Genomic DNA, 10942 nt, shown 5'->3' with positions numbered 1-10942 from the left:
TGAAGCCTCCCCCCGAGTGGGCGGCTCCGAAGGGCCAAACCTTCATCTCCCGCACAGCATCAACTCCGCAGCTCTGCCTACATATCAAGCTCCTTCGTCGTTCAGGGCACAACAACGCCGTTCAGTTTGGCCGTTGAGTGAGCTGTCAAGGTTCGGCGGTGAGGTGCTGTTGCATTGCCTGATGGGGGGACGCGTTGGAATCTGCGGTCGGGTTGGTGGTCAGAGCGCCCGGGCGAGTTCGCTGAACGCTTCGGCGACTCGGAGCCTGGGCGGTGCGTCGTGTCCGAGTTCGTAGTGCCCGCGGCGAAGGTTCTGTATGAACGCGCGTCCGGCGATGAGCACTTGTGCGGTCTGCTCGGTTCGAAGCCCGCGCATGGGTCGTAGCCGGTGCTTGAGCTGGCTGTGATCGGCCTCGATCGGATTGTTGGCGTACCGCTCGGTTGAGGCCAGGCCGATGGGACGAGGTCGTCGAGGACGGCGGGGTAAACCGGCGCGGCGTCGGTGACCACCTCGCTGGGCGTCACCTTCAGCACCCGCAACGCCCGCTGGAACGGTCAGCGCTGACAGCCAAGACACCGGGCAGGCGGCGCGCCCGTGCTAGCGTGAGCAGGTTGCAAGCTTTGGTTTGTCGCATACTTTGCCAGCGCCTGGTGGGTATCCAACCCGCCGGGCGCTTTTTGTTCTGCCAGCACTTCCGGACGAGCAGCGGCGACAACCGGGGCCGTACGTAGCTCCATCAACTACTCAGTAGGAGAAGACATGGCATTCGGTACAGTCAAGTGGTTCAACGCTGACAAGGGTTTCGGCTTCATCACGCAGGATGGCGGCGGCGCTGACGTCTTCGCCCACTTCTCCGCCATCTCATCGAGCGGGTTCCGCAGTCTGGACGAGGATCAGCGGGTCGAGTTCGACGTAGAGCAGGGCCAGAAGGGGCTTCAGGCCGCTAACATCCGTCTGGTCTGACGGTGACTCCGCCGAGCCGCGGCGACGAGGCCTCGCCCGTCGCCACGGCGACGGCTGAGACCACGGAGCGGCGAATGCCGGTCCGTTCCGACGCCGCGGTCGTGCCCGGCCTCGAACCGCTGGTGTTGTACGCGCTGTCCGCCCCCGAGTGCGCGCCCGGGACAGCCAGCATCGATCGGCTCCGGCTGGCCCCGGTGCCGCTGGTGCCAGAGGTGCGACTGGTCATGGCCGAGGACGCGATCGTCCTCTGGGCCCGGCTCGAAGCCGAGGCGGGGCACGTCCTCCCGCCGCCGTTCTGGGCGTCGGCCTGGACCGGCGGACAGGCTCTGGCGCGTTACATCCTCGATCACCCGGACACCGTGGCCGGTCGCCATGTCCTCGACGTCGCTTCCGGCTCCGGACTGGTCGCCATCGCCGCGGCGATCGCGGGCGCCGCCGGTGTCACCGCCAACGACATCGACCCCTACTCGATCGCGGCAATCAGTGCCAACGCCCTCGCCAACGGCGTCGACCTGACCCTGTCGTCGAGTGACCTGCTTGACGGCGACGGTGACGGCGTGGATCTGGTGTTGACCGGTGACGCGCTCTACCACCCGTCCGTGGCGGCCCGGATGCTGCCGTTCCTCGCCCGTGTCGTGGCGAATGGCGGTGAGGTCCTCGTCGGCGATCCGGACCGGGGCCACGTGCCCCATGACTGGCTGGAGCGGGTGGCGAGCTACGAGGTGCCGGTGAGCAGCGCTCCGGAAGATGCGCAGCTTCACCTGACGAGCGTGCTCAAGCCACGACGCGACCAGGTGGACGACCGGCGGGGCCGGGGCGCCGTTGCGTTGAGGGATCGGCGGACGTGTTGAACCCTTCTCGGTCCGAGGTCAGATCGCCTGGGCGAGTTCGGTGAACGCCGCGGCTACCCGGAGAGCGGGCGGGGCGTCGACGGCGAGTTCGTAGTGTCGGCGGCGCAGGTTCTGCATGAAGGTGTGTCCAGCGATGATTACCTGTGCTGTCTTCTCCGTTCGCAGCCCGCGCATCGGTTTCAATCGGTGTTTGAGCTGGCTGTGATCGGCCTCGATCGGATTGTTGGCGTAGGCGCCGTTGCGTTGAGCGTTCCCACAACGCAACGGCGCCCGCGTAGCAGACCTGGAGCCTTGACAGGCCTCCGGCCTACCGCGACGTCTGGCTCTACAGGGACGGTGATCGCAAGCTGGGTACGGCCGCGAGAGGGCAGCGCCGAAGTCGGCCGCTAACTCACTCGGCAGCTACTTCTCCGGGGTGCCCGGACCAACTTCGCCACGCTGCAGGTGCTCGGCGTTGCGGTCGGCTTCGCTGTGTGCGTGGGCAGCCGCGGTGCCCGGGTCGGTGGTTCGGCGTCCCTCGGCGTCCTGATACACCTCGCCGCTCTCGAGCGCTTGCTCCTCCTGCCGCCGACTCTCGGGTGTTGTCATGACCACCCAGTTACCCTGCACTTGCACCAGCAAACGGCCGCACCGGCGACAACATCAGACTTGATCGGCAACACCCGCAACGACATCTTGAAGCGGGCGGTGTGGCTACCAGCAAGGCCGTGAGTAAGCGCGGAACGCTTCCCGCACGTCAGCCCGACCACCGCGACAGTTAGCAGCACGAAGCCCGAAAGCACCCGCCTCAGGTGACGGGGGCCGGGGGTTCCGGAGGGCGACCCGCCGCCCGCCGCGCGTCGGCCAGTGCGATGAACAGCAGAACGAGTGTCGCCGTGCCCGCCGCCACCAGGGGCGGGACGAACAACAGGGGCACGGCGAGCAGTGCCAGCACGGTGGGGCCGACGATGCGAGGCGGCGAGACGCGGCTGAAGACGGCCCACTCCAGTCGGGCCCGGCCCACGACGTAGAGCGCGGGGCCTCCGAGGATCACGGCGAGCCAGGCCGGGACGGTGTCGCGGGTCGGATTTCTCTGGACGAGTTCGTACCCGATCGCGGTGGCGACGATGCCGAAGATCATGATCAGGTGAGCGAAGGCGATGTGGCGGCCGAAGCTCGCCCGGTCCTTCGCCGCCGTCACCGCGTCGGGGAGGATCTGGCCGGCCCGGAAGAAGTAGATCCGCCACAGCAGCACGGTGGTGAGGAACGCCAGGATCAGGCCGGCGGTCTGGTACAGGCTGGGGTTCGACGACCCCCTGGTGTAGGAGACGCCGATGGTCAGGACGCCCTCGCCGAGGGCGATGATCAGAAACTGCTTGTAACGGTCGGCGAGGTGGTGACCGCCCACCGACCACGCGGCGGCGCGTCCGCGGCCCAGGCCCGGCACCGGCCAACCCAGGCGCGCGGACCCGAGGTCGATCGCAATCGCCAGCGACCACAGGAGGACTCGCCCTCCGGTTTGGGCGAAGGCTCCGACAAGCCACGGTACGGCGCCCACGCAGAACCAGATGCACGCGCGCGCGTAGAGGCGCTGGAGCGCGTGGCCCCGCAACATCAGGCCGAACAGAAGGGTCCGGCCTACCTGCAGGGTCACGTACGCGAGGGCGAAGGTCAGGCCGCGCCCGCTGAACGCGTACGGCACCGCGGTGCCCATCATGAGCAGCCCGAAGGCACTGGCGAGCACCGCGACCTGAACGCCGAATCGTAGCGGCTCGAAACGGGCCGTGACGTACGAGGTGATCGTCCAGACCCACGTCAAGGGGAGGAACAACAGCAGCGTCTGGCCCATCGTCAACCAGCGCACCGGGAGGCTCATGCTCGACAGTCCCGGCACCGCCTCCGCCGCCAAGCGGGTCAGGGCGAACACCATGACCAGATCGAAGAACAGCTCGACGAAGGTCGCCGGCGGCCCGCTCTCCCGACCGGGCTGCAGACCGACGGCCGAGCCGACTTCTCGCCCGGCATGTCCCATACTGCTTCATCCAACGCCGATGCCGCCCGCCGCGACGTGAGATGCGCCAAAGCGGCGGACCTTCCCTCGAGTTGCTAGTGCTCTGACCACAAACGTTGGCCGGGTTGGTCGGGGTTGGGGAAAGTGTCGTAGGGGGAAGTCTCTACAAGGTTCTTCAACACCGGGCGCAGCTCCGTGAAGGGCCGCAACCTGCTCCGTGACCCACGGGCGGCGCTCAACGTCGACGAGGAGCAGCCGCCGTACGCCTTCGTCCCCGTGCAGAGGCGCGTCAGCATCAGCGCGGACGCCACCGGGATGCTGCCCTGGTCCACCCGGATCGCCGCGCGCTACATGGGCGAGGACCTCACCGAGCGGTACGGCCGGCGCAACGCGTTGCCCGGGGAACTACTGGTGCGGCTGCGGGTGGAGCGGGTGGCCGCCTTCACCGGCATCGCGGACTGACGTCGGCCCGGCGACCCGGCGACCCGGCGACCCGGCGACCCGGCGACCCGGACAGTGAACCGCCGGCCCCGCCCCCGCGAAGGGGCCGGGCCGGCGGCTCGGGAAGCGTCGGTCAGTGCACGCGCCGGCGGCCGTAGGCGCCGGCCGCGATCGCCACGCCGACCGCGGCGAAGATGACCTGGATGAGGATCTCGATCCAGTCGATGCCCGCGGTGTTCTTCACGCCGAGGGCGCTGGCGACGATGGTGCCGAGGATCGCGGCCACCACGCCGATGACGAGGGTGAGCCAGATCGGGATGTTCTGCCGGCCGGGTACGACCAGCCGGCCCAGCGCGCCGATGACCAGACCGATGACGATGGCGGTGAGAATGCCGGTAACTTCCACGGGAGCCGTCCCTTCCAGAAAAATGCCGTCGGCCCGGGTGCTTTGCCCTGAGCAACGAAAAACCAAACCCAGGAGCCGCCCGCGGATCACTCTCCGCCGGGGGCGGGCGCCGGGGAAAGGGCGCCCGTGCCGCTCACCCCTCGGGCGGGACGACCGGACGGACCGCTGCCGAGGACGTGGCGGCCCGGGTACGGAGGGAGCCGGACAGCCGCGAGACCGCGAACCTCAGCAGCGGCGCGTAGACCCGGGCCGAGTCGACGAGTGAGCTGAAGTGCGACGACGAGTTGCCCTTCACGTAGTGGGTGGCGATGGTGGTCTGCTCGATGGGGAGGCCGACCCGGGTCGCCTCCAGCAGGACGGCCATCTCGTAGTCGAAATGGTCGCCCGACACCGACAGCAGCCAGTCGAGCTGGTCGGCCGGGTGGGCGCGCAGTCCGGTCTGGGTGTCGCGGACGGCCCAGCCGGTGACGGCGCGGAACAGCACCCGCGTGACGGCGTTGCCGACCCGGCTGCGCGGCGGGACCTCACCGTCGAGCCGGCGCACGCCGAGCACCATCCGGCCGGTGGTCCGGGTGCACTCGGCCACCCGCAGGACGTCCGCGACGCTGTGCTGGCCGTCGAAGTCGGCGCAGACCACGTCCTGCCCGGGATGCGCCTCGGCGGCGTGCCGGAACCCGGTCCGCAGGGCCACCCCCTTACCCCGGTTCGTCGGGTGGCGCAGCACCGTGCACCCGAGGTCGCGGACCGCGTCGACGGCCCGGGCCGCCGCCGGGTCGCTGCTGCCGTCGTCGATCACCACGACGTGCAGGTCGGGTGCGGCGGCGCGGAGATCGGCGACCATTTCCGGCAGTCGTGCCCCTGGCCGGTACACCGGCGCGAGGACAATCATCGGTTCCCTCTCGTCTCCTGTGGCCGGTGACGGGGCCGCCCGCGACGGGCGTCCCCCCGGATTGACGCCCGTCACATACCCCGTTGGACGCCGCGTCTCCCCTCGTTTTTCGTCACCCGCCGAGGGGTAGCCCCGCGCCCCGGTCGCGGCGCACCCACCGTTCGGCACGCCGCAGCACGGCGACCATCGCGCGCTCGCGCCGCACCAGCGCCGGGGCGTCGCCCACGCCGAGGAAGGCGAGCCGGGCGGCGATCCGCGCGGCCCGCTCCGACCGCTCCCCGCCCGGTGGCTCACCGCCCTCCGCCGGCACCTCGACCAGGGCGGAGCCGCGCAGGCCGAGCACCTTGCCGGCGAGGAACCTGATCCGCGGCAGGTGCCACGCGTGCGAGACGATGCCCAGCGGTCGCCGGGCATCGAAGTCCCACCCGGCCAGCAGCCCTTCCTCGACGGTGTGCACGAGGTTCTCCAGGGTGCTCCGCGACCGGGTCTCCACGCGCAGCTCCGCGTACCGGTCGAGGCCGGCCGCGCGCGCCTCGCGCAGCATCAGGTCACCCTCCCGGCTCCCGGCCGGCGGCGGCGTCGCCCCCTCGCACGCCTCGGCCCAACCGCCGGCGAGCACGATCCGGGGCGACGGGCCCCGCGCCGCGGACCGCAGGAAGTGGGACTCGTGGGCGGCGACGTAGTCGGCCGCGGCCCGCACCCGGGCGATGCTGGCCGGGGTGAGCGTGTAGCGGTCGTCGGCGCACCGGACCCCTCGCCCGAACACCACCAGCACCAGGGCGGTCGACGGTGTCATGCGCTCCCCTGGCTGCCGTCCACGACCTCGACGGTACGACGTCGGACGGCACGCCCCCGCGCCGGCCCGAGACCCGCTCCGGCCGCCCGGCCGCCGCCCGGCCGGGTTCATGACTTCCGGAGGCGGGACAAACGGTGGTGCGCGGGACCGGGTCCGCTGACAGGATGCCCGGATGGACCTCGACTCCGGCGCCGGGCTGCTGCACCGACTCACGTCGTACGTGCCGAACCGCGAGTGGGACGTACCCGTCGACCACCCGGCCGTGCGCGGCGACCTCGTCCCGAACGACCCCGCGGCGCTGCCGCCGCCGATGAAGGGCTACCCGGACGCGCTTCCCGTCCTCGCCCTGCCGCGGGAGCTGCCCGACCCCGGCATCGCCGCGACGGCCGTCCTCGCGGGTGTCCCCGCTCCGACGCGGCCGCTCGACGCGGCGCAGCTCGGCCGGGTGCTCTTCCTCGGCGCCGGCGTCGTGCGCACCGCGGAACGCAACGGTCGCCGGGTCCTCTACCGCGCCTCCGGTTCGGCGGGGGCCCGCTTCCCGCTGGAGGTCTACGCGAGCACGCGCGGCGTCGCGGGGGTCCCGGACGGCGTGCACTGGTACGACGCGACACGGCACGGGCTCGTCCAAGTCGCACCCGCCGCCACCGGCACGGTCACCACGCTCGTCGTGACCGGCGTGCCGTGGCGGACCGGGTGGCGCTACGCCGAACGCGGGTGGCGGCATCTCTACTGGGACGCGGGAACGCTGCTGTCCCAGCTGTCGGCGGCGGCCGACAGCGCCGGCCTCTCGCCGCAGCTGCGGTCCCTGTTCCCGGACGCCGCGGTGCGGGAGCTCGTCGGCGCGGGCGGGGTGCACGAGTACCCGCTGGCCCTGCTCGCCCTGGGCGACGGCGAGCCGGCGATCGGGCCCACCGCACCGGCGGCCCCGGGTGAGCTGCCGCCGGTCGAGCTGCCACTGTGCACCGCGGCGCAGCGCACGGGCGAGCGGGACGAGCTCGGCACGCCCTGGCCGCGGGCGGCCGCGCTCCCGGACTTCCCGCCGTCCGACCCCCTCGATCAGGTGGTGCGCCGGCGCGGTTCACAGCGACGCATGGACCGGACCCGGACCCTGCCGCGCCACCTGCTGGAGTGGCCCCTCGCCGCGGCCCTGCGCGGGGTGCGGGTGCCGCACTGGGTCGCCGTCCACGGCGCCGACGGCGTGCCGCCCGGCCTCTACCGCTGGCCCGATTTGTCGACGCCGGTCCGCGCCTGTGGCCTGCGCGACGAGCTGCTCCGGATCTGCCTGGACCAGTCGCTCGCCGGCGACGCCGCGTACGTCGTCATCGCGGCCACCCGACTGTCGTCACTGGACGACCGCGGCTACCGTGACGCCCAACTCGCGGCCGGGCTGGTCGAGGGCCGGCTGCACCTGGCCGCATACGCCCTCGGCGCGGGCGCCTCCGGCATGACCTTCCTCGACTCGGAGGTCCCGGGTCTGCTGGACGAGCCGGACGACCTGGCGACGCTGCTCTTCACCTGCGTGGGTGTCCCGGAGTACACCTCGCGCAGCGGCGGCGACCCGGGTGCGCCGGTCGAGGTCCGGCCCGTCGTGCCCCGCCTCGGGTCGCGCTGACCGCCACCTTCGTCGACACCTCGTGGCCCCGCGGCCACGGGAGGCCGTGGCCGCGGGGTCGGTCAGGGGCCGGCCAGATGAGTGTGGGGACCTTGACGATCTCTCCGCCCTAAAGGACGGAGATTCCCTCCACGCTGCGCGTGGGACACGCGGCGTCCGGGTGGATTACCGCTTCGCCGCGCGGTGCCACCATCGCTGGTGGTCTGACCTGCGCTCCACGGTCGTTTAGGCTCTCGGCGCGTCCCGCCGCGAGCACGTTGATGGCCGCGTTGACGTCCCGGTCGTGGGCCGACCCGCATGGGCAGGTCCATGACCGGAGGTTGAGCGCCATCTTGTCGTTGATCCGGCCGCAGTCGGAGCACATCCGGGTGGATGGAAAGAACCGGTCCACCCGGGCGAAGGCGCGCCCGTACCGGGCGGCCTTGTATTCCAACATGATCCTGCTGGCTAATTCGGCGAGGTGCCATGATCTGGTTCCGCTATGGATGGATGATCTGATGCGCGGCTTCATTCCCCTACGGCCGTGGAAGAAGTCGTGTGATGTCGATGCACCCGCAGCCGTGGCCGGCACCTGACGAGCAGGTCGCCGCAGCGATACGGACGATGTATGCCGGGCGTGAGGCGCCGCTGCCGGTGGTGATCCGAGACCAATTGGGTGAGCTGTTCGCCGATGAGCAGTTCACCGTTGCGTTCGGGGCTCGGGGCCGGCCGGGCTGGTCTCCGGGCCGGTTGGCGCTGGTCACGGTACTGCAGATGGTCGAGAACCTGACCGACCGGCAGGCGGCCGACGCGGTGCGTGACAAGTTGTCATGGAAATACGCGCTGGGACTGGCGCTGGCCGATACGGGCTTCGACGCTTCGATCTTGAGCGAGTTCCGTGCCCGGGTGATCGCCCACGGGCTGCAGGAACGGGTCCTGGATCTGCTGCTGGCCAGGCTGGTCGACGAAGGGCTGCTGGCGGCGGGTGGCAAGCAGCGCACCGACGCCACCCATGTGGTTTCCGCGGTGCGTGACCTCAGCCGGCTGGAGCTGGCCGGGGAGTCGGTGCGGGCCGCGCTGGAGGCTTTGGCCGCCGTGGCGCCGGACTGGCTGGCGCAGGCCGTCGACGTGCCCGGCTGGAGCAGGCGCTACGGCCCGCGGGTCGACGACTGGCGGCTGCCGAAATCGCAGACGGCACGGGCTGAGCTGGCCTGCACCTACGGCACTGACGGGTTCGCGCTACTGAGCGCGGTCTACGACCCGGGCGCGCCGCCGTTGCTGGCGCAGCTGCCGGCCGTGGAGGTGCTGCGGGTGGTGCTGCTGCAGAACTACGTGCGTGAGACCGAAGAGCACGGGCGGGAGGTGGTCAGGCGGCGGGAGGCGAAGGTAGATGGTCTCCCGCCGGGAAGGCGTCGCTTGACCTCGCCTTATGACACCGACGCCCGGTGGGGCACTACGCACAGTGCCGGCAAACTGTGGAACGGTTACAAGGTCCACCTCAGCGAGACCTGCGACGACCCCGACGCGACCCATATGGACGCTGCTACCGACGAACCGCCCAACATCATTACCAACGTCGCGACCACCGACGCGACCGTGGCCGATACGACGATGACCACCACAATCCACGAGCGGCTGCAACAGCGCGGACTCCTGCCCGATGAGCACTACCTGGACTCCGGCTACCCGTCCATCGACCTGGTCGTCACCTCCGCGGCCCGCTACGGCATCACCCTGGTCACTCCGCTGCTCGCCAACAACTCCGCGCAGGCGCGAGCAGCAGCCGGGTTCGACAACACCGCGTTCACGATCGACTTCGACAACCAGCGCGCCACCTGCCCCCAGGGACAGACCAGCACCTCATGGGGCACCGTCAGCCAACGCAGCCGGGGCGCGGCGAAGGCCACCGACGCCATCGTCGTGGCCTTCGCCCGTCGAACCTGCCAACCCTGCCCCGTGCGCCAGCAGTGCACGACCGACCGCCAGACCGGCCGCAAGCTGTCCGTGCGCCCACGCGAGATCCACGAGGCGATCCGCCACGCCCGGACCGAGCAGCAGACCACGACCTGGCGGGCCAAATACGGCCGACGAGCAGGCATCGAAGGCACCATCAGCCAAGCCGTCAACGTCACCGGCATCCGCCAAGCCCGCTACCGCGGCCTGGACAAGACCCACCTGCAAAACGTCTACAGCGCCGTCGCGATCAACCTCATCCGGCTGACCGCCCACTGGAACGGTCACCCACTCGACCGAACCCGCACCGGCCACCTCACCCGCCTCAACCACGCCCTGGCTGCATGAACCGCAATTAGCCAGCAGGATCCAACATGCCGGTGAAACTGGCCCAGCCCGCGTCGTGTACGGACTTCGCCAGCCGGGTCCGGCCGAGACCGACGACGCACAGATTCTCGACGTACACCGCTTGGTTGTCGCGGATGATCGCCGTGGAGAGTTTGTGCTGCCAGTCCCGCCGGGTGTCGGCCACCCGGGCGTGTGCCCTGGCGACCTTGACGACGGCTTTCTTGCGCCTGTTCGATCCCTTGGTCTTGCGGGACAAGTTCTGCTGCAACCGCTTGAGCTTGCGGGCCGCCCGGCGCAGGAACTTCGGGGCGGCCACCTTCGTGCCGTCGGACAAGACCGCGAAGTGGGTCAGTCCCAGGTCGATACCCACCTCGGAGTCCGTGGGCGGCAGCGTCTCGTCCTCGATGGTCTGGACCACGAACGAGGCGAAGTACCGGCCTGCCGCGTCCCGGATCACCGTGACCGAGCTGGGCTCGGCGGGCAGGTTACGCGACCAGCGGACCGGCACGTCGCCGACCTTCGGCAGGCGCAGCCGGCCGTTGTCGAGGACCCTGAACCGGCTGTTCTTGGTGAATCGGATCGCTTGGCGGTTGTCCTAATGAGTTCTGGGAGCGAGCCATCCGGCAGACTCCTGGTGGATAGGTAGCCGCCGGCAGACGAGCACTCGGTTGTCCTGGACGTTGAGTCCTGACGCAAGATCGTGCCGCTGTTGGT

13 protein-coding genes and 2 pseudogenes are annotated in these 10942 nt (G+C 70.5%); 6 read left to right on the top strand and 9 right to left on the bottom strand.

All coding sequences use genetic code 11. The features are described from left to right. Nucleotides 1-219: 219 nt before the first annotated feature. Nucleotides 220-576, bottom strand: coding sequence for a DDE-type integrase/transposase/recombinase (locus tag SLP03_RS31795; RefSeq protein WP_413644769.1), 357 nt, complete (start codon nucleotides 574-576; stop codon nucleotides 220-222). A gap of 183 nt (nucleotides 577-759) precedes the next feature. Here SLP03_RS31795 and SLP03_RS30795 point away from each other — a divergent pair, with 183 nt between their 5' ends. Next, nucleotides 760-963: a cold-shock protein gene (locus tag SLP03_RS30795; RefSeq protein ID WP_319464155.1), complete on the top strand. Its 204-nt coding sequence runs from the start codon at nucleotides 760-762 to the stop codon at nucleotides 961-963. A gap of 74 nt (nucleotides 964-1037) precedes the next feature. Next, a complete protein-coding gene (locus SLP03_RS30790; RefSeq protein ID WP_319464154.1) occupies nucleotides 1038-1814 on the top strand; it encodes a class I SAM-dependent methyltransferase in 777 nt (258 codons plus the stop codon). Nucleotides 1815-1832: 18 nt separating this feature from the next. Here the strand turns inward: SLP03_RS30790 and SLP03_RS30785 are convergent. The 3 genes and pseudogenes from SLP03_RS30785 to SLP03_RS30775 form a co-directional block, all read right to left on the bottom strand. Beyond that, a pseudogene (locus SLP03_RS30785) lies at nucleotides 1833-2054 on the bottom strand (DDE-type integrase/transposase/recombinase); the annotation flags it as partial. A 162-nt stretch (nucleotides 2055-2216) separates the two neighbouring features. Further along, nucleotides 2217-2402, bottom strand: a complete 186-nt coding sequence (locus SLP03_RS30780; protein WP_319464152.1) for a ribonuclease — start codon at nucleotides 2400-2402, stop codon at nucleotides 2217-2219. A gap of 199 nt (nucleotides 2403-2601) precedes the next feature. Beyond that, nucleotides 2602-3825, bottom strand: a complete 1224-nt coding sequence (locus tag SLP03_RS30775) for a low temperature requirement protein A (protein WP_319464151.1) — start codon at nucleotides 3823-3825, stop codon at nucleotides 2602-2604. Between the two features lie 162 nt (nucleotides 3826-3987). On the opposite strand from SLP03_RS30775, the pseudogene SLP03_RS30770 reads away from it, so the two are divergent. Further along, nucleotides 3988-4266, top strand: a pseudogene (locus tag SLP03_RS30770) (PPOX class F420-dependent oxidoreductase); the annotation flags it as partial. 112 nt (nucleotides 4267-4378) lie between these two features. On the opposite strand, the gene SLP03_RS30765 reads toward SLP03_RS30770, so the two are convergent. The 3 genes from SLP03_RS30765 to SLP03_RS30755 all read right to left on the bottom strand — a co-directional run bounded on the left by SLP03_RS30765 (nucleotide 4379) and on the right by SLP03_RS30755 (nucleotide 6336). After that, a complete protein-coding gene (locus SLP03_RS30765; RefSeq protein ID WP_319464150.1) occupies nucleotides 4379-4651 on the bottom strand; it encodes a GlsB/YeaQ/YmgE family stress response membrane protein in 273 nt (90 codons plus the stop codon). 133 nt (nucleotides 4652-4784) lie between these two features. Beyond that, complete coding sequence (locus SLP03_RS30760) at nucleotides 4785-5540, bottom strand: glycosyltransferase family 2 protein (protein ID WP_319464149.1); 756 nt, start codon at nucleotides 5538-5540, stop codon at nucleotides 4785-4787. Between the two features lie 112 nt (nucleotides 5541-5652). Then, the gene (locus SLP03_RS30755) at nucleotides 5653-6336 is read right to left on the bottom strand and encodes an ElyC/SanA/YdcF family protein (RefSeq protein ID WP_319464148.1); all 684 of its coding nucleotides are present in this window, start codon (nucleotides 6334-6336) and stop codon (nucleotides 5653-5655) included. Between the two features lie 172 nt (nucleotides 6337-6508). Between SLP03_RS30755 and SLP03_RS30750 the strand changes: the two genes are divergently transcribed. Next, entirely contained in the window at nucleotides 6509-7948 is a 1440-nt protein-coding gene (locus SLP03_RS30750; protein WP_319464147.1) for a hypothetical protein, read from the top strand. Nucleotides 7949-8057: 109 nt separating this feature from the next. On the opposite strand, the gene SLP03_RS30745 is transcribed toward SLP03_RS30750, so the two are convergent. Then, nucleotides 8058-8384, bottom strand: a complete 327-nt coding sequence (locus tag SLP03_RS30745) for a transposase (RefSeq protein ID WP_319464157.1) — start codon at nucleotides 8382-8384, stop codon at nucleotides 8058-8060. Here SLP03_RS30745 and SLP03_RS30740 point away from each other — a divergent pair. After that, complete coding sequence (locus SLP03_RS30740) at nucleotides 8269-8523, top strand: hypothetical protein (protein ID WP_319464158.1); 255 nt, start codon at nucleotides 8269-8271, stop codon at nucleotides 8521-8523. The genes SLP03_RS30745 and SLP03_RS30740 overlap by 116 nt on opposite strands. Then, nucleotides 8489-10228 carry an IS1182 family transposase gene (locus tag SLP03_RS30735; protein ID WP_319464146.1) on the top strand — a complete coding sequence of 580 codons (1740 nt, stop codon included), beginning with the start codon at nucleotides 8489-8491 and terminating at the stop codon, nucleotides 10226-10228. The genes SLP03_RS30740 and SLP03_RS30735 overlap by 35 nt, the downstream gene beginning before the upstream one ends. Nucleotides 10229-10235: 7 nt before the next feature. On the opposite strand, the gene SLP03_RS30730 is transcribed toward SLP03_RS30735, so the two are convergent. Further along, nucleotides 10236-10808, bottom strand: a complete 573-nt coding sequence (locus tag SLP03_RS30730) for a transposase (protein WP_319464156.1) — start codon at nucleotides 10806-10808, stop codon at nucleotides 10236-10238. Nucleotides 10809-10942: the final 134 nt, after the last annotated feature.

It is taken from the genome of Micromonospora sp. RTP1Z1, from assembly GCF_033804685.1.
GTDB lineage: Bacteria > Actinomycetota > Actinomycetes > Mycobacteriales > Micromonosporaceae > Micromonospora.
The sequence above is the reverse complement of the archived record's forward strand: the minus strand, read 5'-3'. Positions and strand labels throughout refer to the sequence as shown.